Here is a 22,853-nt window from a genome sequence, read left to right as displayed (position 1 = left end):
CTTATTGGTACTTGATGTCCGAGTCGTAGCTGCTGCCACCGGGACGGCCGTCCTTGCCCAGGCTGATCAGATCGAACGGCTGCCCATCGCCCGGCGCGCGGTATTCGATGGTGTGCCCCCATGGGTCGTTGAGTTCGGCCGGCTTGGCATACGGGCCGAGCCACCCGCTGCTGTCGCCCGGCTGGGTGACCAGATCGTCGAGCTTGCTCGGCAACTTGCCGGTATCGAGCTGGAAATTTTCGATCTTGCCAGCCAGCGTCTGGATCTGCGACTTGGCCAGGTTGGCCTTGCCGCGATCGGCGCCACCGAGCACACGGCTGCCGACCAAGGTCAGCACCGCGCCGATCAGCACGATGACGATGATGATTTCCAGCAGGCTCATGCCGGCCTGGCCTGCACGCGATGGACTACGGGTGATGGAACGCTTGATCATGAACGATGTCCTTGCACGTCGATGAAGAATACTGCCGCCAACAGATGATAGGGCGGGCATTGCAATGGTTCCCGCATGGATGCGGCGCGGTCACCGGAAAGTCATTGTGAATACGCCGCCACGTTATCCGATGGCATTGGTAAGGTCATACAGCGGTACGAGCACCGAAATGATGACAAGCCCCACTACCGAGGCCAACACCAGCGTAATCAGCGGCACCAGCGCGGCCAGCGCGCGGTCGATGGCTTGCGCGGTTTCCAGCTCGAAGGTGTCGGCGGTCTTGAGCAGCATCGTATCCAGCGCGCCCGATTCCTCGCCCACCTGGATCATCTGCAAGGCCAGTCGCGGAAACCGCTTGCCGCGCGCCAACGACAGCGCCAGGCCATGACCGTTCTTGACGTCGTCGGCAGCGGTGGCGACATCGTCAACCAGGGCGACATTGGACATCACGTTGCGCGCGATCCCGATGGCCGCCAGCAACGGCACGCCGTTACGCAACAAGGTGCCCAGGGTGCGCGTCAGCCGTGCGGTTTCCAGCCGTGCGATCAGGCTGCCGATCACTTTCTGCCGTAGCAGCCATTCGTCCAGCGCGGCGCGAAATGCCGCGTTGCGGCGCTTGCGGTCCAGCCACAGCCCCAGCATGGCCGGCACCACGACCAGCACCAGCCACCAGTCGCGCACCAACAGGCCCACGCTCAGCACTGCCTGGGTGAACCACGGCAAGGCCACATCCAGGCTTTCGTACATCTGCGCGAATTGCGGCACCACATAGCCGAGCAAGAACAACAATGCGCAACCGACCACCGCCAACAGGATCGCCGGATAGATCAACGCGTTGATCACCTTGCCCTTGAGCGCGCGGCTGCGCTCCAGGTAATCGGCCAACCGTTGCAAGGTGTCCTGCATGCTGCCGCCGGCCTCGCCTGCACGCACCATGTTGATGTACAGCTTGGAAAACAGCCCATGCTGGCGCTCCAGCGCCGAGGACAGTGGCGCGCCGCCGCGCACGGTGTCGCGGATATCGCCGATCACGCGCCGGCTTTTTTCGTCTTCGGGCAGATCCATCAGGATCGACAACGCACGATCCAGCGGCTGCCCGGCACCGATCAAGGTCGCCAGTTGCTGGGTGAATTGCACCAACGCGGCGTTGTCGAACGGCTTCTTGCGCAGCAGCATGCGCAGCGAAGGCGAATCGTTTTCGCCAGTGGCCAGACGCGTTTCCACCGGCAGGTGGCCTTGTTCCTGCAGACGCAGCGCCACGTCCGCATCGCTGGCCGCTTCCATCTGGCCATCGAGCATTTCGCCGTGCGCGTCGAGTGCTTTGTAGCGGTACAGGGGCATCAGGCAGTGGGGCCGGGAATGGGGAGTCGGGAATCGGGAATCGGGGAAAGCAGGATGCTGCGTCGTGTTGGCGCGATTCGGCGCAGACACCGCATTGCCAAGACGCTGCTCTGGTTATCTTGCGATCCTGAGCATCCGATGCCCGCTGTTGCTCCATTGACGCTCACGCATCCTCCGTCACGCGCAGCACTTCTTCGATGGTGGTTTCGCCGCGCAAGGCCTTGGACAGGCCGTCTTCGTACATCGTGCGCATGCCGGCGTTGCGAGCCAGTTGTTCGATCTCGCCCATGCCGGCACGGCGCATCACCGCACGCCGCAGCTCGTCGTTCATCACCAGGAATTCGACGATGGTGGTGCGGCCGAGATAACCGGTCGGCGCAGCGGCCGAGGGACGCGGACGATACAGGTAGATCTCGCCCTCCGGCTGCAGGCGGCGCAGGTTGAAGCGTTCGATTTCTTCCGGCGATGCCGCATAGCGTTCGGCGTTGTCCAGGTCGAGCTTGCGCACCAGACGCTGCGCCAGGATGCCGTTGATGGTGGAGGTGAGCAGATAATCTTCCACACCCATGTCGAGCAGGCGGGTGATGCCGCCGGCCGCGTTATTGGTGTGCAGCGTGGACAACACCAGATGGCCGGTGAGCGCGGACTGGATCGCGATGCGCGCGGTTTCCAGATCGCGCATTTCGCCGATCATGATGATGTCTGGATCCTGACGCACGATGCTGCGCAGCGCATTGGCGAAATCCAGCCCGATCTGCGGTTTGGCCTGGATCTGGTTGATGCCTTCGATCTGGTATTCCACCGGGTCTTCGACGGTGATGATTTTCACATCCGAGGTGTTGAGCTGGCTCAACGCGGTGTACAGCGTGGTGGTCTTGCCCGAGCCGGTCGGGCCGGTCACCAGCATGATGCCGTGCGGCTGCTCCAGCACCTTGCGGAACTGCGGCAGGAAGTCTTCGGTAAAGCCCAGCTTGTAGAAGTCGAACACCACCGTTTCGCGATCGAGCAGACGCATCACCACGCTCTCGCCATGCGCAGTGGGCACGGTGCTGACGCGCAGGTCCAGCTCCTTGCCTTGCACGCGCAGCATGATGCGGCCGTCCTGCGGCAGGCGGCGCTCGGCGATGTTGAGCTTGGCCATGATCTTGATGCGGCTGATCACCGCGGCGGTGAGCTTGGCCGGCGGGCTTTCGCCTTCCACCAGCACGCCATCGACGCGGTAACGCACCTTGAGCCGGCTTTCGAACGGTTCGATATGGATGTCCGAGGCGCGCAGTTCCACCGCATGCTGGATCACCAGGTTCACCAGCCGGATCACCGGCGCTTCGGAGGCCAGGTCGCGCAGCGCTTCGATGTCGTCGCTGCTGTTGGCATCGCCGTCGGCGGTTTCCACGATGGTGCCCATCGCACTGCGACCCTGGCCGTACCAGCGCTCGATCAGGTCGTCGATTTCCGAGCGCAGGCCGACCTGCAATATCAACGCGCACCCGGTGGCCAGGCGCACCGCATCGATCGCGTAATCGTCGTACGGATCGGCAATCCATAGCTCCAGCCGGCCATCGCGCTCGCCGACCGGGCACAGATGGAATTGCTTGAGAAAGCGCAGCGACAGGCCCTGCGCCTCGGGCAGCATTTCCGGTGGGGTATCGCCGAGCTGGCGTGCATCCATCAGCGGCAGGCCGAGGACTTCGGCGCAGGTTTCTGCATGATCGCGTTCGGACACCAGGCCCAGACGGCCCAGCAGAGCCAGCAGGTCCATACCGGATTCGGCCTGCAGCTGGCGCGCGCGCAGCAGATCGGTGTCTTTCAGGCGACGGCGTTCGAGCAGCGCTTCGACGATGCGCGTCTGGGCATTTTTCTGCTCAATTGGATCGACGGCAACCGCGTTCACACTCGTCTCCACTGGTCCGGCGCCGACTGTAGCAGTTTGCCGTGGCGTTCAACCGCGCACATCCCGATCGCCTGAAAAAACAATGCCCCCGGTGATTGGCCGGGGGCATTGGTCACACTCTGCAGCTACTTACTGTCGTGCAACGAGCGTCAGCTTCGCGTAGTCCGCCGCACCCACCAACTTGATGTAATACGTGCCAGCCTTGGGCGCAGTGAAGCGCACGGTTTCGCTGTTGCCGGGACGGGTCGACTTGGCGTCGTAGCTGGTCGCGCTGGGCTCTGCCTCGAAGCTCACGTACACCGACACATCGCCGGTGCCGCCGTAGGTCATCACGCTGAGCACGGCGCCGGCCTTGGCCTCGAAGCTGTACAGCGCGGAGCCGGCATAGGTGCCGCTCAGGCCGGTCACCGGCACCTTGTTGGTCAAGGCGATGGCGGTCGGCGCGCAGGTCTCGGTGGCCGGATCGCAGGGCTCGGCCAGCACCGCTTCCAGGGCCGCCTTGGCATCGACGATGCCGCTGCCGATCGGGGTGCCGGCCGGCGGGGTCACCGGGAAGCGGCGACTGGTCTGCTTGAGCAATGCCTCGACCGCAGCCGGAGTCAGCGGGCCCTCGCCCAGGCCGATCGCTGCGCTCTGCACAAGGGCCACCACGCCCGCCACATGCGGGGACGCCATCGAGGTGCCACCCAAGCCCATATAGGTATAGCTTCCCGAGGTTGGCGTGGTCGCACCGGTGTAGCCGGCCTGCCAGATGTAACCGCCCGGGTTGCCGTCCACGCTGCCGCCGCCGCCCGGACCGGACAGGTCCACCTTGCTGCCGTAGTTGGAGTAGTAGGTAATGCCGCCGGTGATGCGGGTGGCACCCACGGTGATGGTGTTGTTGCAGCTGGCCGGCGAATGGTTGGCCGCATCTTCGCCGCTGTTGCCTGCCGCTACCACCACGGTGGTACCGCGCCCCACCGCGCCGTTGATCGCCAGCTGGGTGGCCGAATCGCAGGGCTCGCCGCCGCCCAGGCTCATGTTGATCACTTCGGCCGGGTTGGCGTTGGCGGGCACGCCGTCGACGCTGCCGCCGGAGGCCCACACGATCGCGTCGGCGATGTCGGAGGTGTAGCCGCCGCAGCGGCCGAGCACGCGCACCGGCAGGATGGTGGCCTTTGGAGCGACGCCGGCCATGCCTAAGCCGTTATTGGTCGCTTCGGCGACGGTGCCCGAGACATGGGTGCCGTGCCAGGAGCTGTCCTGGGCCACCGACCCGGTGTAGCAGACGTTGTCGGCTTCTTGCCAGTCGCCGTAATCCAGCGCGCCGGGCACGCGGGCATCGGTCGGGCGGCGCGAGACTTCCGCATCGCTGATGAAGTCGTAGCCCTGCAGCAGATTGCCGGCAAAGTCGGGATGACCCGGCAGGATGCCGGTATCCAGCACCGCCACCACCACGCCGGCGCCCTGCGACAGATCCCATGCGGCCGGCGCATTGACGCCGCCGTTGGGATTGCTCAAATGCCACTGGTACTGCGCGTAAAACGGGTCGTTGGGAACCAGCTGCGGGGTCACATCGGTGGCGGCAACGCCCTTCTTGATTTCCACCGGACGCAGCATGCGATCGATCTGCACGTCCGCCACGGACGGGTCGTTCTTGAGCTCGGCCACCACCTTGTCCACCTGCGCGCCGGTCAGCGTGCTGGACAGCTTGATCAGGTCCGAACCGATGCCGAGCTTGCGCACATACGTCGCCTTTGCGGCGGCAGCGCTGCTGCGTGCGCCAGTGCTCGCGCCGACGCGGCCGACCGCCGCCTGCACAGCGCTCAGCTTGCTGCTGCGATCGGTCGCAGCAGCGGTGTTGTCCTTGTAGCGCACGATCAGGCGACTACTGAATGCGGCACCGTCCGGCGCTGCCTGGGTCGGTTCCTTGACCAGCAGTTGCGGAGCGGCAGCGAGCGTGCCCGATGCACCCAGGGCCATCATCAAGATGGCGCCGGTCAGCGGGGAGAGACGGAAATGCTTGTCGATCACGGTGAAATCCTCTTCGTGTTTTACGTGGATCAGGCTTTGGGCCGGCGCTCGACACCGCTGCGCAACCGCATTGCGGCTCGCTGCGTTTCCGCTCGCCATTCCTGGTACGGCCATCACTCCATGCGAATCCGTTGGCCGGCCCAGCCACGGTCCTTGCCCGCCCCCTCGGGCCTTGCTCTAGCGCAGCGGCGCACATCGGCGCCGCTGCGTGTCATGCATCGGCGCGTTACCAACCGAAGCCGGCACCCACGCCGATCGAACTGTCGTCGCCACTGAGTGCGCCGCCCACGGTCAGCGTGGCGCGCGGACTGATCGCACGCTGATAGCCCACCGACAACGCCGATTCGCCGTTCTGGAAACCGACACCCGCACCGACGCGGTTCTGCGAGGCGATACCCGCCACGCTGGCGGACATGTTCAACATCGCCGAACTCATCGCGCCCTGACGATCCAGGCGACGGTTCTGCCGACGCAGGCGGTCTTCGATATCGCCCTGATAGCTTTCGAAGCTGTCGGCCATCGCGTTGTAGCGGCTGTCGGTATAGCTGTTGGCGGCGGCAACGCCGTTGTCCAGCTGGCCCTTGTTGACCGCATCGGTGGCACGCGTACCGGCAGCCACATTGGCGACCTGCCGCTCGCCGCCAACGCTGCCCACCGATACCGTGTTGGCGCGATCGGCGACCGAGCCCTGGCCCAGCGCGACAGCACCCTGCGCACTGACACGTGCGCCCTGGCCGATGGCGGTACCGGACGCCGCACTGACCTGCGCGCCCTCGCCCATCGCCACCGCATTGGTCGCCACTGCCGCAATCTGCGTGTTGGCGCCCACCGCCGTGCTGCCGTCGGCATTGACGCGGGCGTTGCTGCCGATGGCGGTGTCGTTGGGGCCATGCGCATAGGCGCTGCCACCGATCGCCGTGCCGGTGACGTGGTTGGCCACCGCAGCGGTTCCCACCGCCGTCGATGTCGCTGCCGGCGTGGTACCGGCCACTGCAGCGGTGGGTGTGCCCTGCACGCTGGCGGTCGCATCGGTGACATCCACCGCCGAGGCGCTGGCTGCAGTGGAGACAACCGCAGGCATCGCTGCAGTGCGCAGCGACGCTGTGCGTGCGGCCGTGCCGGCAGGTGCCACGCCACCACGTGCGTCCAGCTCGCTGACCTTGCTGTCCAACGCGGTCAATGCCGCCCCGACGTTGTTGTAGCTGGCGCCCTGGATCACATAGGTCGGCGCCACGAACACGCTTTGCGCACCGATCGCCGCGCCACCGCCGAGGAAGCTGGCCGCATTGCTCAGCGACTGGAACAGCTGTCCGCCGTTGATCGCATCGGTGCTGGCACTGGCAATCGCGCCGCTGCCGACATTGACGATGCGCCGCGTGGCCGGGCCGCCGCGACCGTTGCCGCTACCGACCGATACGGTGTCGGCCTCGTAGGTGCGCGACCCCGAGCCCAACGCCACCGAATCGGCGCCGCTGGCACCGGCATTGGCACCCAGCGCCACCGCATTGGCGCCGCTCTGGCGCACGAAGGAGTTGTAGCCCAACGCCACGCCGTTTTCGCCGATGGTGTTGGTCTGCCGGCCCATCGCGGTGCTGTTCACGCCGCTGGCGCTGCTGTCCACGCCCATGGCACTGGCACCGGTGGCCGATGCCCGGCTGCCGGCCGCGATTGCGACGCTGCGCGCACCGCTGGCCGTGGCGCCTGCACCGACAGCACTGCTGCGATCGCCGGTTGCAGTGGCCACACCGTCGCCGGTGGTCTGCACCATGCCACTGGTGGTCTGCACATCGGCCGCCACTGCATCCAGCTGGCGCTTGTTGACCGCGTCGCTGGCCGTCTGACCATCGCTGACATTGACCAAGCGACGCGTTGCCGGACCGCCGCGACCATTGCCGCTGCCGATCGACACGGTGTCGGCTTCGTAGCTGCGCGAACCGGAGCCCAACGCCACCGAATCGGCGCCGGTCGCACCGGCATTGGCACCGAGCGCCACGCCATTGACCGCGCTTTGGCGCACGAACGCGTTGTAGCCCACCGCCACCGCATTCTCGCCGATCACATTGACCTGGCGACCGACGCCGGTGCTGTTGATGCCGGTGGCCGAGCCATCCACCCCCACCACGCTGGCACCGATCGCATCGGCGCGGCTTCCGCCGCCTACCGCAAGCGTGTTGTCGGCGAGCGCTGCCGCGCTCTGGCCCACTGCGCTGGCATTGACGCCATCTGCATAGGAATTCCAACCAATGGCGGTGGTGTAGTCGGCCGTTGCCCACGCACCTGCACCGAAGGCTGCGGCGCCGGTGCCGGACGCGCGCGCCGGCACAAAGCCGGAGAACGTGCTGCCACCCACGGCAACACTTTCATCGCCGGTGGCTTCGCTGAACTCGCCCACCGCCACGGCGCTGACGCCGGAGGCCAGCGACGCGACACCGACGGCGGTGGTGTAGTCGCTGGAAGCGACCGCGCCATACCCCAGTGCCGACGACAGATAGCCGGTGGCTTCGCTGTAACCGCCCAGCGCGGTGCTGCCGATGTTGGAGGCAGTGCTGCGGAAGCCGGTGGCGGTGGCCTGGTTGTCGGACGCCACCGCCTCGCTGCCGAGCGCGGTGCTGTAGGTCGACAGCGCCTGCGCGCCGGCACCATTTGCGGTGGCGCCGACATCGCCGGCCAGCGCGTTGGCGCCAACGGCGCTGCTGTTTTCGCCAAGGGCCTGGGCATTGTTGCCCAACGCTGCCGCGCCGATCCCGCTGGCCAAGGCGTCCGCGCCCACCGCGGTGGCGTTATCGACCACCGCCTGCGCGCCGGCACCCAGTGCGGTGGCGCCGCTGCCGGTGGCATTGGCGCCCTCGCCTGCGGCCAGGGCGTTGTCGCCTTCGACATAGGCGCCGGCATCGCTGTCGGCGCTGCCGCTGGCCTGGAAATACTTGCTGGTGGTCTGCGCGGTTTCGGCAACCGCAGTGAGCTGGTCCAGGTTCACCGCATCGGTGCCCTGGGTGCCGGCGGCCACATTGGTGATCTGACGCTCGTTGCCGGCGCTGCCCACCGACACCGCGAAATCACGATCGGCCACCGAATCGGCGCCCAGTGCCACGCTGCTGTCGCCGCTGGATTCGGCGAAGTTACCCAGCGCCGTGCTGTTGCGGCCTGGCGCCCATGCCGCGCCGCCGACGGCGGTGGAGTAGTCGCCGGAGGCTTCGGTCGGCACCAAGCCGAGCAATGCGCCACCAACCGACACGCTGTTGTAGCCGCTGGCCACACTGCCTTGCCCTGCTGCAACGCTGTAGTCGCCGGTCGCGGTGGCGTCGCCGCCCACGGCCACGGTGTTGGAGCCGCTGGCGGCGCTGAAATTGCCCAGCGCGGTGCTGTTGAAACCGGTCGCGCTGGAATAGCCGCCCAGGGCGGTGGTGTAGTTGCCGACCGCCTCGGCGCCGAAGCCGAACGCGGCAGCGCTGGTGCCATCGGCCACGCTCTCTGCGCCCACCGCCGTGGCCGATTCGCCGCTGGCACTGGCGAAATATCCCATCGCGGTGGTTTCGCTGCCATCGGCCACGCTCAGCGTGCCGGCGGCCAGCGAACCATCGCCATAGGCGCCGGCCGCTGCACCGAGCGCGGTGCTCTGCGCACCGGCCGCTTCGCTCTCGCCGCCCACGGCCACCGCATAATCGCCGCTGGCCTGGCTGTAGGCGCCACTGGCCACGCTGCCGTAACCGCTGGCGGCGGCGTTGTAACCAGTTGCACTGGCCAACTGCGCGGTGGCGCTGGCACCACTGCCAACTGCCGATGCGCCGGTGCCGATCGCCTGGCTGCCGGAGCCGAATGCGCTGCTGTAATCGCCGTCTGCGCTGGCGTTGGAACCGGCAGCAGTGGCGTCCTCGCCCTGCGCAAGGGCAGTGCCATCACCGGTGCCTGCATACAGGCGTGCGGTGGCGCCGGCGGTTTCGCCGACCGCGTTGAGCTGGTCCAGATTCACCGCATCGGTGCCTTCGGTGCCGGCGGCGACATTGGTGATCTGACGCTCGCCGCCGACAGCGCCAATCGATACCGTGTTGGCACGATCGGCGACGGCTCCCGCACCGAGCGCCACACTGTTGTCGGCCGACACCTGCGCCGCATTGCCGATGGCGATGCTCTGCTGGTTCTCCACGAACGTGTCTGCACCGATCGCGATGCTGCCATCGCCCCAGGCATTGCTGAGCGCACCCACGGCGACGCTGCCGGTGCCGAGCGCACTGCTGCGCGCGCCGATCGAGACCGCGCTGCTGCCGCCCGCGCTGGCGCCAAATCCGAAGCCGGCACTGTCATCGCCGTAGGCGCTGCTTTCCGCACCCACCGACGTGCTGGTGTCTCCCCAGGCCACGCTGGCAAACCCCAACGCGGTGGATTCCAGGCCGTTGGCGATGCTCTCAAAACCGATCGCGGTGCCGCCGCGGCCATTGGCCACGCTGGTGCCGCCCACCGCAGTGCCGTAGAACCCCGACGCGGCGCTGTCGGCGCCCACCGCCGTGGCGTAACGATCGCTGGCGATGCTGTTGAAGCCGAGCGCGGTGGCGTTGTTGACGGTGGCGACCGCGCCGCTGCCGACCGCCGTGGTGTTGACCGCCGATGCCTGGCTGCTCGAACCCAGCGCGGTGCTGTAGTCGGCGAGCGCCGACGCATTGGAGCCGACCGCAACGCTGTCGACGCCTTCGGCAAGCGCGCTGCCATCACCGGTGGCCACGAACGTGCGCGCCGTGTTGCCGGCGACAGCGGACACGGCGGTGAGCTGGTTGAGATTGACCGCGTCGGTGCCTTCGGTACCGGCGGCAACGCTGGTGATCTGGCGCTCATCGCCGGCCGCACCCACCGACACGGTGTTGGCGCGCGTGGCCACAGCGTTCGCGCCTAGCGCCACCGAGTTGGCACCGCGTGCGGTGCTGTAGTACCCCAGCGCCGTACTCAATTCACCGCTGGCCCAGGATTCCGGACCGACGGCCGTGGCGCCTTCGCCAGGTGCATAGGCGAAGTAACCCACCGCGGTGGCCTCGATGCCGGAGGCTTCGCTGAGCGTGCCCACCGCCGTGGTGTAGGTGCCCGATGCGATCGCACCGGCACCGAGCGCGGTGGCTGCTTCGCCGCTGGCCTGGGTCTGCACGAAGGCCCCCAGACCTGGAATGAGATCCACCGGACCACCGACAGCCGTGCTGCTGGTGCCGCTGGCGCTGGTCTGGGTGCCCACGGCGGTGGCGTAATCGCCCGCCGCATTGGCAACCGCACCGAACGCGGACGCTTGCGCACCGGCTGCATACGCACCGACGCCGAACGACGAGGCAGCGAAACCGTCGGCATTGGCGCTGGCGCCCACGGCGGTTCCGCCGACGCCGGCACTGGTGGCGCCGGTGGTGACCGGTACCCCGCCGCTGGTGATCAACGGCGCACCATTTTCGTCCACCGCCGCACCGCCGACCGCCACGCTGCCTGGGCCGTTGGCCTGCGCGTTATGGCCGAAAGCGGCGCTGTTCTGGCCGGATGCGAGCGCATTTGCACCGACTGCAGTGGCATTGTCGGCCACTGCATTGGCGCCGGTTCCCAGCGCGGTGGTCGCAGTGCCCACCGCATTGGCGGCATCGCCGGCAGCCAGCGCGCTATCGCCTTCGACATAGGCGCCGACGCTGTCTTCGCCAGGTGTCGCCTTGAAGAACGTTGCGGTGTCTTCGGCCACTTCGGCCACGTCTTGCAACTGCGCCACGTTGACCGCATCGGTGGCGTTGACGCCAGCGCTGAGGTTGGTGATGCGGCGTGTCGCCGGGCCGCCGCGACCATTGCCGCTGCCGACCGACACCACGTCGTCTTCGTGAGTGCGCGAGCCTGCGCCCAAGGCCACCGAGTTGGCGCCGGTCACGCCGGCATTGGCGCCGAGCGCGACGCCGTTTTCGCCGCTCTGGCGCACGAAACTGTTGTAGCCGATGGCCACCGCGTTTTCGCCGATGGCGTTGGTCTGGCGACCGATGGCGCTGCTGTTGACACCGCTGGCGCTGCTGTCGGCGCCGCTGGCAAGCGCACCGGTCGCACTGGCGTGGCTGTTGCCACCGATGGCGGTGGCATTGCTGGCCGACGCCGACGCGTTGCGGCCGACCTCAACCGATTGGGCTATTGCAGAAAGGGGGATTGCGATCCCGGCGCTACCAAGCGCCAGGGCGATCGCAGCGACCAGGCAACGGCTCTGGCGGCGGTCGATGAAGGCGGCGGCGGTCGTTGCACCCGGGCTATCGCCAGTGGCCAATTCCGATGCCACGGCCCATACACCCAACGATTTGTTCCAGACCTTGCGATAAATCCGATTCATCGACGCACGACTCCTGAAGTTTTGGACTGGTTTTGGCGAACACCCACAGCCATGTGGCCTTCCAGCCACTTCAATTTCCTGTGGTTATTGGCGCCATGGGCCTGAGGGCGATGCGCGGAGAGCGGCATCTGGATAGTCAAAAAATGAACGCTACCCAACCATAGAACTGAGCGAAGTGTTAACAGCCGCCAAATAAGGCGTCAAGTTTTTGACGTAAAGCAGCACCAGGCGTGATTTGCGTCACAGTTCTGTCCGCTTTTATTAATTTTTTGATAATTCTTTGGAAAACAGAGACCTAGATCCTGTCTTTAAAGACATTTCAGAGATGAATACGCGTATCCGAGGCCGACAAAAACGCCGCCCGCCGGAACGCCGGCGAGCGCGGTTGCGCAAACTCAGCGCTCGCATGCCGCAAAGCCCAGGTCTGCGGCGTGCCAGCCAGACTGTCGGCAGATAGTCCACGCTGCCGGGTAGGACAGCGGCCAACGCCTGCGCCAGGGAAATGACGATGCGGCGCGCACCACGTTCCCGCGTCGACTTCCTGACGTCTGTGTAGATGGACGTTGCGCAATTCCATCCAGCGCGCGCGACGCGGTGGATGGCGGCCTGCAGCGCGGCAAGCGCCCGGTGTGGCTGGTCCCGGCGCCTGCGTTATCGGCGCATGTCGCCGCATGTCGCCATGGCCTGCACGCAGGGTTGCGCGCCGCGCGCCTGCAAGACAGCATCCACGCAACACCTGCGCCCACTGCAAAAGCGCGGCAGCCACACCCCCATTGCTCGCGCCCGCCACCGCTGCAGTGCAGCGCTCGAACAAGCGCGCACTGGCGCAGGCACAAAAAACGACAACAGCGAAAACGACAGTGGCCGTGTGCATCGCTGCACACGGCCACCGGGTTTTTCACTGCCGCCAGACGGGATCAGGCGCGCACTACTGCATCAACCGCACCACACGCGCGCATTGCGGAACATGCGCAACCACGGCGAGTCCTCACCCCAGTCGGCCGGGTGCCAACTCAGGTTCGCCGTGCGCGGGGTGCGCTCGGGATGCGGCATCAGGATGGTGGCGCGTCCATCGGTGCTGGTCAGCCCGGTGATGCCGTCCGGCGAGCCGTTCGGATTGAGCGGGTAGTGCGATGCAACCGCACCATCGCCATCGATGAAGCGCAAGGCCACCCGCACGGCGGCCTGGTCCACCACGGAGTCGAACTCGGCACGGCCTTCGCCGTGCGCCACCGCCACCGGAATACGCGAGCCAGCCATGCCACGCAGGAAGATCGACGGCGACTCCACCACTTCCAGCAACGCAGTGCGCGCTTCGAACTGCTCGCTGCGATTGCGCAAAAAGCGCGGCCAATGCTCGGCGCCGGGAATGATGTCCTTGAGCTGGCTGAGCATCTGGCAGCCGTTGCACACGCCCAGCGCGAACGTATCGCTACGGGCGAAGAACGCGGCGAACGCATCGCGCAAGGCCGACCGCTCCAGGATCGAGGTGGCCCAACCACGGCCGGCACCCAGCACGTCGCCGTAGCTGAAACCGCCGCAGGCCGCGAAGCCGGAGAACTGCGCCAGATCCACACGTCCTTCGATCAGGTCACTCATGTGCACGTCGAACGCACGGAAACCGGCGCGTTCGAAGTTGTAGGCCATCTCGATCTGCCCGTTGACCCCCTGCTCGCGCAGGATCGCCACCTTGGGCCGCGCACCGGTCGCCACGAACGGCGCGGCCACGTCTTCGGACGGATCGAACACCAGCCTCGGACGCAGTCCAGGCGCCTGGAAGTCGCGCGCCAGCGCGCGCTCTTCGTCGGCGCTATCCGGGTTGTCGCGCAGTTTCTGCATGGCGTGGCTCACCGACCACCAGGCATCGAACAATTCTTCCCAACGCCACTCGGCCAGCACCCGGCCCTGCTCGCTCACGCGGATGCGCGGCGCGCCGGTGGGGCGTGCGATGCGCTGCGCGCATTCGGTCAAGGCATGCCGCTCGACCAGATCGGCGAACGCAGCGCGATCCTCGCTGGCGATCTGCACCACCGCGCCCAGTTCTTCGTTGAACAGACTACGGAACGCGTCGTCGCCCCACGCATCCAGCGTGATATCCAGCCCCTGCCGCGAGGCGAACGCCATCTCGCACAGCGCCGCGAACGCACCGCCATCGCTGCGATCGTGATACGCCAGCAACAAACCGCTCTCGCGCGCAGCACGGATCAACTCGAAGAAACTACGCAGCCGCTGCGCATCGTCCAGATCCGGCACTTCGCCGCCGAACGCCGGCAACGCCGCATCGTCGGCATACACCTGCGCCAGCACCGAGCCACCCAGACGCTGCTTGCCGCCCCCCAGGCCGATCAACCACAGCTCGCTCTCTTCATCGCTGCGCAGCAACGGCGTCAACTGCGTCCGCACATCGCCGACAGGTGCGAACGCACTGATGATCAGCGAGACAGGTGAAACGCTCTTGTGAGCGATGGGATTGGAGATTGGGGATTGGGGATTCGCAACAGCGGACGGCTCTGGCGCTTTGCCAATCCCGAATGCCGAATCCCGTATCCCGGCTTCAACCCACTGCGCCTGCATCGACAGCGAGTCCTTGCCCACCGGCACGCTCAGTTCGAGTGCCGGGCACAGTTCCATGCCGATCGCACGCACGGCGTCGTACAGCAAGGCGTCTTCGCCGGCGTGACCGGCGGCGGCCATCCAGTTGGCCGACAGCTTGATGCTGTCCAGCGTCTGCACCGGGGCCGCGCACAGGTTGGTGATCGCCTCGCCCACTGCCATCCGGGACGACGCGGCTGCGTTCAACAACGCCAGCGGGGTGCGCTCGCCGATCGACATCGCTTCGCCGGCAAAGGTATCGAAACCGGCCAGGGTGATCGCGCAATCGGCCAGCGGCAGCTGCCACGGCCCGATCATCTGCTCGCGCGCGGTCAAACCGCCCACGCTGCGGTCGCCGATGGTGACCAGAAAGCTCTTCGATGCAACCGTGGGATGCGCCAACACGCGTAGACCGGCCTGCTGCAAGTCCAGCGTGGCGGTCTGCAACACCGGCCACTGCGGCGCGGCCGGATGCACTGCATCGCGATGCATCTTCGGCGCCTTGCCGAAGAGGACATCCATCGGCAGATCGATCGGGAGCGGGGAATCGGGAGTGGGGAATAGGGAATGGGCAGAAGCGGCATCGGCAGCCGGCAACGCGCCGTTGCGAATCCCGAATCCCGAATCTCCAATCCCGGAGTCGAAGACTCCATACCCAACCACCAGCCGCTCCTCGGCCGTGGCCACGCCCACTGCCGCAAACGGGCAGCGCTCGCGCGCGCAAATCGCGGCGAATTCGTCCAGGCGCGCCTGCGGAACGCCCAGCACATAACGTTCCTGCGATTCGTTGCACCACAGTTCCAGCGGCGACAGCGAGGGGTCGTCGCTGAGCACCCGGCCCAGGTCGATGATGCCGCCCACGCCGGAGTCGTGCAGCAATTCGGGAATGGCGTTGGACAGCCCGCCCGCACCCACGTCGTGGAACCAGCGGATCGGGTTGTCGATGCCCAGTGCCACGCAGCGGTCGATGACCTCCTGGCAGCGGCGCTCCATCTCCGGGTTTTCGCGCTGCACGCTGGCGAAATCCAGCGCCTCGGCGCTGTCGCCGGCCGCCACCGAACTGGCCGCACCACCGCCCAGGCCGATCAGCATCGCCGGGCCGCCCAGCACGATCACCGCATCGCCCGGCTGCAGGCGCAGCTTCTCGACCTGGTTGCGATCGATTGCGCCCAGGCCGCCGGCCAGCATGATCGGCTTGTCGTAGGCGCGGGTCAGACCCGGGCCTTCGGCCAGTTCGAAACTGCGGAAATAGCCGAGCAGGTTCGGCCGGCCGAATTCGTTGTTGAATGCCGCGCCGCCCAGCGGGCCGTCGAGCATGATGTCCAGCGCCGGGGCCATGCGCGGATTCAGCGCGCGCGGCGCTTCCCACGGCTGTGGCAGGGTCGGGATGCGCAGGTGCGACACGCTGAAACCGGTCAAGCCGGCCTTGGGCTTGCCGCCGCGCCCGGTGGCGCCTTCGTCGCGGATCTCGCCGCCGGCACCGGTGGCCGCGCCGGGAAATGGCGCGATCGCAGTGGGGTGGTTATGCGTTTCCACCTTGATCGCAAACGCCGACGGCAACACTGCCTCGCTGCGGTATTCGCCGCTGGCCGGATCCGGGCGATAGCGCGCGGCCGGCACGCCTTCCACCACCGCCGCGTTGTCGCTGTAGGCCGACAAGGTGTTTTGCGGGGTCTGCTGGTGGGTGTGCTTGATCATGCGGAACAGCGAGCGTTCCTGCTCCTTGCCGTCGATGGTCCAGCTGGCGTTGAAGATCTTGTGCCGGCAGTGCTCGGAGTTGGCCTGGGCGAACATCATCAGCTCGACGTCGGCGGGGTCGCGGCCCAGCGCGGCGAAGCGTTCGCGCAGGTAGTCGATCTCGTCCTGCGCCAGCGCCAGGCCCAGGTCGCGGTTGGCCTGTTCCAGCCCATCCAGCGGCACGCGCTGCAGCTGGCCGGGATCGGGCACATTGAACAGCGCCTCGGCGGCGGCGGCCGAACCGAGCAGCGACTGCGTCATCGGGTCGTGCAGCAGCTTGGCCACGGCCGCCTGCTCGGCGGCATCCTGCGGCCAGCCGGCCAGGTCGATACGGGTGCCACGCTCCACGCGCTGGATCGGCTGCCCGGCCCCGCGCACCAGCTCGGTGGCCTTGCTCGACCACGGCGACAGCGTGCCCAGGCGCGGCACCACATAGCGCGAGGAGGCGTCTTCGGCGCGCGGCGCGGGCGCCGCTTCGGCCTGCAGGATCCGCTGCAAGGTGGCCTGGTCGGGCGCTTGCCCGGCCTCGGCGCGGATGAAGTACACGTGCCAGGCGCCAGTGATGCGCAGCGCGGGAACGAGGGTTTGCAGGCGGGTTTCGAGCCGAGCGCGGCGGAACGGCGAAAGGGCGGAAGCGCCCTCGAGGACCATCATGTCCGGGGAACCGTGTCAGAAACGGGGCTGCAGATTGTAACGGAGCGGATGCATCGGCGCCGGACCCGACGTGGGTCGGCTGCCGATCTGTCGGGTGATGCGTCGCACCGCCTTGCCTGGATGCGGCGCGTTCCGGCCCGATGCGGCAACGGCCAAAGGCGGATGGCGATGCCATCGAGGATTCCCGCGCGCAGCTGCCGCCGGCCCGGATACCAACGCGGTGGCGACCCACGCAGCGCCGACCAACGCCGATCCGCCGCCGCTCTCACAGCGCACAACCGACACCGTCAGCCCCCCTGAAACGCAAGAGGCCGGAATGCATGCGCATCCCGGCCTCTTGATCGATCACGCCGACCGTCGCAGCGGCCGGCGTCAAAGCAGCATCACAGCGCCGCTGCCGGAGACCTCAGCGGCTACCGCCGGCCGTGGTGACGGCGCGCTTTTCCAGCGCCTCGCGCAGCTGCGCCGGCGGCAGGTAGCCACCGAGCTGGGTGCCGTCCGGCGCAAAGATCGCCGGGGTGCCGTTGACGCCCAGACGCTGGCCCAGGGTGTATTCCATCGACACCGGGTTCTTGCAGTCCTTGGCGTTCACCGGCTGCCCGGACTTGGCCGCCGTCAGAGCCTGCTTGCGGTCGGCGGCGCACCACACCGCGACCATCTCCTTGTGGTCCTGGCTGCCCAGGCCCATGCGCGGAAACGCCAGGTATTCCACCGCGATTCCCTGCTTGTTGAGTTCGCCGATCTCGCTGTGCAGCTTGCGGCAGTAACCGCATTCCACGTCGGTGAAGACCGTCACGGTGTACTTGGGATTTGCCGGCGCGAACACGATACGGTCGGCCTTGGGAACGGTCTCCAGCTGCTTGCGGCGATAGGCCAGCAGGCCCGGGCTGGCGGCGAACTGCTTGTTCTGGATATCGAACGGCTGCGCCTGGATCAGGTAACGGCCGTCGTCGCTGACGTACAGCACCTGCCCGCCCACCACGACCTCGCGGAAGCCGGGAAACGGCGCGGCGCCGATGTAATCGGGCTTGAAGTCCGGGTCCAGCGCCTTGAGTGCAGTACTCACGCGCTGATCCACATTGCCGGCGGCAGCGGGGGCAGCGGCGCCGGCTGGCTTGGCGCCGGCGGTGCTTGCCGCAGGCTGCGAGGATTGTGCGCAGGCGGTAAGGCTGATCGCGCCCAGCAGCGCGGCGATGGCAAGACGATACATTCACGCATCCAGTGGAATGGGGTGCATGGATTCTCGCACAGCGCGCATGAAGCCTGGCCGCCGCTTGCTGCTCGGCGGGAATGCAGGCCGGTTGCATGCGTGCCGCAGGGGTGACGGGTGCCCGCAGGCTGGCCGGCGCGCATGCGCAACCCACGCTGCAGGCGGCTCGACACCCACACATCACCTGATCGGCACCGCTGCGGTCACGTTCCCGATCCAGTAAGACCGGATGCGCCACTGCATGCCGTGCATCGCCGTCCCACCCATGGCAGGCCCCGTCGGCGGTCCGATGCAGGGCCGCAACAGACATCCCCGCGCTCCGCTGCGCCACACGCGCATGCCGGCCCGCTGTCCCGCAGCCGCCTACCCGCGCGGATGATGGGCGGCGTGCAGCTTCTGCAGATGCTGGCGCGCGACCAACGTGTAGATCTGCGTGGTCGACAGCGAGCTGTGACCCAGCAGCATCTGCAGCGCGCGCAGGTCCGCGCCGTGGTTGAGCAGATGCGTGGCGAAGCTGTGGCGCAACCCGTGCGGGCTGACCGTGGCCGGATCGATCCCGGCCAGCGCTGCGTAGCGTTTGACCAGCGCCCAGAACTGCTGGCGACTGGGCGGCTGCCGCGCCGCATCGATGAACAACGGCACCTGGCCATCCACTGCGGCCACCGGCTTGTGATCGGCCAGCAGCGGGCGCGCATCGCGCAGATAGCATTCCAGCCAATGCTGGGATTCCTCGCCCAACGGCACCAGCCGATCCTTGCTGCCCTTGCCGGTCACCCGCAACACGCCCTGACGCAGATTGACCCCCACCGCCGGCAGATTCACCAGCTCGCTGACCCGCAGGCCGGCGGCATACATCAACTCCAGCATGGCGCGGTCGCGCAGGCCCAATGGCGTGGCGATGTCGGGCGCGGCCAGCAGCGCCTCGATCTGGCTCTCGGTCAGCGCCTTGGGCAGCGAGCGTGGCAGATGGGGCGGATCGATCAGCGCCGTCGGGTCGTCGCTGCGCACTCCATCGCGCAGGCACACCCCGTAGAACGCGCGCAGCGTCGACAGCAGCCGGGCGGTACTGCGCGGCGAGTAGCGCGCGTTGGCGCGCCATTCCAGATAATCGAACAGCGCCGCACGATCGACCCCCAGCAAGCCGCCACCGGCCCCATCGCGCCAGCGTGCCAGGCCTTCGAGATCGCGCCGATAACTGTCCAGCGTCTGCCGCGCCACCCCCTGCTCGGCCCAGAAACGGTCCAGAAACCGCTCGATGGCAGCGGCATCGGCGGCCTGCAGCGGCGGGAGCTGCTGGGCGAGTTGACGGCGTTCGGCGGGATTGCTGGCAGACATCGCCACAGCATAGAACGTGCTGCGTGCGTTGCGATGCCGCCGCCGCAGCGCTGCGCGCACGCCTCGACGCTCCACGCGTCGCCAACGCTGCCGGATATCCACAGGCGCCAACCGCGCAGGCCGCTGACGCAGCGCGGCGTTGCGCTGCAAGGTACGCCCGCTATGCTCGCGGCATGACCTCGATCCCCGCGCCCCGTCCCCCGCGCGCGCCTGCCCTGGTGGGCTGGCGGCTGCTGGCGATGTGCTACGACCTCTGGCCGGTCGTGGCGCTCTGGATGCTGATCTCCACCGCGTTCACGCTGGGATTCACGCTTGCCGGGCACCCGGCGCGCGAAAACATCGCCCCCTTCAGTGGCTGGCAATGGCTGTTGTGGCTGTGTTGCTGGATCGCCGCCGGGGTGTACGCCACCGTCAGCTGGCGTCGCGGTGGTCAGACCCTGGGCATGCGCCCGTGGCGACTGCGCCTGATCGGCCCGCAGGCCTCATGGCGTGCGCTGTGGATCCGCTACGCCGTCGGCACCTTGTCGCTGGCGCTGGGCGGGCTGGGATTCTGGTGGGCGTGGCTGGATCGCGACCGGCTGGCGTGGCACGACCGCGCAAGCGGGACCAGGCTGCAACGCAGTTCTAAACCGACGCCCTGACTGGCGATGACGCCGCGACACGCCAGGGCACGCGGTGTGCCGGCACGACGCCGCAACCGTCCCGTCCACTTGATCTGTTCGACCCAACGCACTCAGCGCTCAGCGCCGATCCTCGTCCCGGGTCGCCGCATCCTGCCCGGCCGATGCACCCTGCCCTGACCGGCCACGGGCTCTGAAAAATTCATCCAGCGCCCAACCGAACAGATACAGCATCACGAACGCTTGTGTCGCAAGCCACGCATACGCCACCCCGTAGGGCAACCAGTCGAACAGAGGCCCAAGACCTGACGACGCGGCTAACACCATCTGCGGCAAAACCGGCAATTGCTCCCACACGAGCCGGCTTTTGTCATTGACATGCGGAGCATGCGCCAACCGCTGGCACTGCACGATCAGCACCGCGTAGGGCACGCACATTGCCAGCCCGACCCAGCTAAACCGTCGCATGGCGCTTAGCTGCTGCGCCGCCGGAACAGCCACGCCGATACCCCAAGCATCACCATCGGCGGCAGCGCATAGGCGATGCGGTAATCCAGCTTGAGCGCGCCGGCCATCCGGCCGAAGAACAGCTGCAACAGCCAGAAGCCCAACGCGAACAGGATGCCCAGAAACAGGCGCTTGCCCAACCCGCCGCTACGCAACGAACCGAACGAAAACGGAATCGCCGCCATGCACAGCGCCAGCACGTTGACCGGATAGAACCAGCGGCTCCAGTACTGATCTTCGTAATCGCGCGCATCCAGGCCGTTGCGGCGCCGGTACTCGATGCTCTGTTCCAGATCGCGTGCGGACAGATTGCGCGGTTTGGCCAAGCCGGCGGCCAGCGCCGCCGGACTGAGCTGCGATTGCCACGGCAACTCGGGGAAGGTTTCGCGCTGCACCGCGCGTTCCTGGAACGTGTCGCGACGCACCTGGCGCAGCGTCCAGACGCCATCGCGATTCTCGGCCAGGGATGCATAGGTCAGCTGCTGCAGGCGGCCATCGGCAGCGAGCTGATACAGCCGCACGTCATGCAGATCCAGCGCGGTGCCGCCGCCATCGAGCAGCTTCTCCTCGCCGCTCAGCGCATTGAGGAAGGTGTTGCCTTCACGCGCCCACAGGCCCGAGTAGCGCGCCGCCGCCATGTTGCTGTTGAAGCGGGCGCTGGCCTTGAGCGAGTCGGCCTGGTTCTGCGCCCAGGGGCCCACGGTCTCGCCGCTGATCACCATGCCGGCGGTCAGCAGCGCCATTGCCGCGACCACCGAGGCCGACATGCGCTTGCGCGACACGCCCAGCGCGCGCAACGCGGTCAATTCGGAGGTGGCGGCCAACTGGCCCAGGCCCATCAGCGCGCCGATCACCGCGGCGGTGGGAAACATGGTGTACGCCCGGCGCGGCACGGTGTAGGCCACATAGGCCACCGCATGGCCGAAGCTGTAGCTGCCCTGGCCGATGCTCTTGGCCTCGCTGGCAAACGCGTTGATCAGGTCCAGACCCAGCAACACCGCCCAGGTCAGCAGCACGGTGAACAACACCACGCGACCGACATACAGGTCGTGCACCCGCGGCAGCAGCCTCATGCGCCCGCCCTCGGTCGACGCACGCGGCCATCGCGCGCATACGCCCAGATCGCCACCGCCAGCAGCGGCAGCGTCAGCCACCACAGCCCGAGCGCGGCCGGGGTCTTGCCGTTGGCGATCCACTGGGTGCCGACGATCATCAGATTGGTGCCCACCATGTAGGCCAGGAAGGCCAGCATGATCCGGCCGTAGCGCTGCTGGCGTGGCGCACTGCGTGACAGCGGCAGGGTCAGCAGCGCAAACGCCAGGGCCAGCAACGGCGGCGCCAGGCGTTCATGCAGCTGCGCCCGCGCAGCGGGGCGCTCATCGGACAGCAGTTGGGTGGTCCACATCACTTCCGGATCGTTGGCATCGTGCACCTGGCTGCGGTCGGGCAAGGCCACATCGTTGCTGGCGAACTTCATCAAGCGGTAATCCAGGGTGTCGCCGGCAGCCGGCCCCTCGATGCGGTAACCGTCCTCCAGGCGCAGGTAGCGGTCGGCCTTGCCTTCGAAGAACATCGCGCCGCGGTCGGCGGTGACCACATCGATGCGGTCGTCCTTCTGGCGCTGCATGAACACCTTGCCCAGGTCCTTGCCATTGGCCGAGATCGTGGTCAGGTAGACCACGCCGCCATCGGACAGCGGGGTGAACTTGCCCGATTCCAGGCCGGCCATCAGCACGCTGCGGTTGGCGTCTTCCAGCATGGTCTCGGCGGTGCGGCTGGCCCACGGACCCAGCCACAGCGAGCACAGCCCGATGACGATCACCACCGGCACCACCAGTATCAGCATCGGCCGCAACATGCGCTTGGGACCCACGCCAATGGCGGTAATGACCGCCATTTCTGAATCCCGGTACAGCCGCGCCAGCGCCAGCAGCAGGCCGAGCATCAACGCCAGCGGCAGGATGATCGGCAGGTAGGCCACAAATTGCAGACCCACCTGAGACAGCAGCAAGCGAGCTGGGATGCGGCCGTCGGCGATATTGCCGAGGATATCCACCAGCACACCGCCCACGCTGACGACCAGCAGCACGATCAAGGTGGCCAGGAAGCTCTGGGTGAAATCGCTAAGCAGGTATCGATCGAGCTTCGGCATGGGGTGGGCTTGTTTTAAACTCTCGGATTCGTTCGCGGCGTCGCCA

General features: G+C 67.2%; 12 protein-coding genes. 1 reads left to right on the top strand and 11 read right to left on the bottom strand.

Features of this window, described 5'->3' with window-relative positions:
- Position 1: 1 nt before the first annotated feature.
- The 8 genes from gspG to xerD all read right to left on the bottom strand — a co-directional run bounded on the left by gspG (position 2) and on the right by xerD (position 19,528).
- A complete protein-coding gene (gene gspG / locus GGR61_RS09605) occupies positions 2-433 on the bottom strand; it encodes a type II secretion system major pseudopilin GspG (protein WP_184407418.1) in 432 nt (143 codons plus the stop codon).
- 123 nt (positions 434-556) lie between these two features.
- Positions 557-1,774 carry a type II secretion system F family protein gene (locus GGR61_RS09600; RefSeq protein WP_184407419.1) on the bottom strand — a complete coding sequence of 406 codons (1,218 nt, stop codon included), beginning with the start codon at positions 1,772-1,774 and terminating at the stop codon, positions 557-559.
- A 163-nt stretch (positions 1,775-1,937) separates the two neighbouring features.
- Positions 1,938-3,665 (bottom strand): type II secretion system ATPase GspE, encoded by a 1,728-nt coding sequence (gspE, locus tag GGR61_RS09595; RefSeq protein ID WP_184621254.1) that lies wholly within the window; start codon positions 3,663-3,665, stop codon positions 1,938-1,940.
- 129 nt (positions 3,666-3,794) lie between these two features.
- Entirely contained in the window at positions 3,795-5,678 is a 1,884-nt protein-coding gene (locus GGR61_RS09590) for a S8 family peptidase (RefSeq protein ID WP_184621253.1), read from the bottom strand.
- Between the two features lie 226 nt (positions 5,679-5,904).
- On the bottom strand, positions 5,905-12,000 hold the full coding sequence (locus GGR61_RS09585) for an ESPR-type extended signal peptide-containing protein (RefSeq protein ID WP_184621252.1): 6,096 nt from the start codon (positions 11,998-12,000) through the stop codon (positions 5,905-5,907).
- 936 nt (positions 12,001-12,936) lie between these two features.
- Positions 12,937-16,983, bottom strand: a complete 4,047-nt coding sequence (gene purL, locus GGR61_RS09580) for a phosphoribosylformylglycinamidine synthase (protein ID WP_184621251.1) — start codon at positions 16,981-16,983, stop codon at positions 12,937-12,939.
- Positions 16,984-17,389: 406 nt separating this feature from the next.
- Positions 17,390-18,193, bottom strand: a complete 804-nt coding sequence (locus tag GGR61_RS09575; protein ID WP_184408771.1) for a DsbC family protein — start codon at positions 18,191-18,193, stop codon at positions 17,390-17,392.
- A 363-nt stretch (positions 18,194-18,556) separates the two neighbouring features.
- On the bottom strand, positions 18,557-19,528 hold the full coding sequence (gene xerD, locus GGR61_RS09570; protein ID WP_184621250.1) for a site-specific tyrosine recombinase XerD: 972 nt from the start codon (positions 19,526-19,528) through the stop codon (positions 18,557-18,559).
- 173 nt (positions 19,529-19,701) lie between these two features.
- Here xerD and GGR61_RS09565 point away from each other — a divergent pair, with 173 nt between their 5' ends.
- Complete coding sequence (locus GGR61_RS09565) at positions 19,702-20,169, top strand: RDD family protein (RefSeq protein WP_184621249.1); 468 nt, start codon at positions 19,702-19,704, stop codon at positions 20,167-20,169.
- 99 nt (positions 20,170-20,268) lie between these two features.
- On the opposite strand, the gene GGR61_RS09560 is transcribed toward GGR61_RS09565, so the two are convergent.
- The 3 genes from GGR61_RS09560 to lptF are packed head-to-tail and all read right to left on the bottom strand — an operon-like array spanning position 20,269 to position 22,807.
- Complete coding sequence (locus tag GGR61_RS09560; RefSeq protein WP_184408774.1) at positions 20,269-20,616, bottom strand: hypothetical protein; 348 nt, start codon at positions 20,614-20,616, stop codon at positions 20,269-20,271.
- A 5-nt stretch (positions 20,617-20,621) separates the two neighbouring features.
- Positions 20,622-21,728 carry an LPS export ABC transporter permease LptG gene (gene lptG / locus GGR61_RS09555; protein ID WP_184408775.1) on the bottom strand — a complete coding sequence of 369 codons (1,107 nt, stop codon included), beginning with the start codon at positions 21,726-21,728 and terminating at the stop codon, positions 20,622-20,624.
- On the bottom strand, positions 21,725-22,807 hold the full coding sequence (gene lptF, locus GGR61_RS09550) for an LPS export ABC transporter permease LptF (protein ID WP_184621248.1): 1,083 nt from the start codon (positions 22,805-22,807) through the stop codon (positions 21,725-21,727). The genes lptG and lptF overlap by 4 nt, the downstream gene beginning before the upstream one ends.
- Positions 22,808-22,853 lie beyond the last annotated feature (46 nt).

It is taken from the genome of Xanthomonas sp. 3058, from assembly GCF_014199765.1.
GTDB classification, from domain to species: Bacteria; Pseudomonadota; Gammaproteobacteria; order Xanthomonadales; family Xanthomonadaceae; genus Xanthomonas; species Xanthomonas campestris_B.
This window is presented reverse-complemented; position numbering and strand designations above follow the sequence as displayed.

Bases quoted from the DNA above. Each gene is read 5' to 3' on its own strand.
- gspG (WP_184407418.1), bottom strand. From the start codon at position 433: ATGATCAAGCGTTCCATCACCCGTAGTCCATCGCGTGCAGGCCAGGCC.
- GGR61_RS09600 (WP_184407419.1), bottom strand. From the start codon at position 1,774: ATGCCCCTGTACCGCTACAAAGCACTCGACGCGCACGGCGAAATGCTC.
- GGR61_RS09585 (WP_184621252.1), bottom strand. From the start codon at position 12,000: ATGAATCGGATTTATCGCAAGGTCTGGAACAAATCGTTGGGTGTATGG.
- purL (WP_184621251.1), bottom strand. From the start codon at position 16,983: ATGATGGTCCTCGAGGGCGCTTCCGCCCTTTCGCCGTTCCGCCGCGCT.
- GGR61_RS09575 (WP_184408771.1), bottom strand. From the start codon at position 18,193: ATGTATCGTCTTGCCATCGCCGCGCTGCTGGGCGCGATCAGCCTTACC.
- xerD (WP_184621250.1), bottom strand. From the start codon at position 19,528: ATGTCTGCCAGCAATCCCGCCGAACGCCGTCAACTCGCCCAGCAGCTC.
- GGR61_RS09565 (WP_184621249.1), top strand. From the start codon at position 19,702: ATGACCTCGATCCCCGCGCCCCGTCCCCCGCGCGCGCCTGCCCTGGTG.
- GGR61_RS09560 (WP_184408774.1), bottom strand. From the start codon at position 20,616: ATGCGACGGTTTAGCTGGGTCGGGCTGGCAATGTGCGTGCCCTACGCG.
- lptG (WP_184408775.1), bottom strand. From the start codon at position 21,728: ATGAGGCTGCTGCCGCGGGTGCACGACCTGTATGTCGGTCGCGTGGTG.
- lptF (WP_184621248.1), bottom strand. From the start codon at position 22,807: ATGCCGAAGCTCGATCGATACCTGCTTAGCGATTTCACCCAGAGCTTC.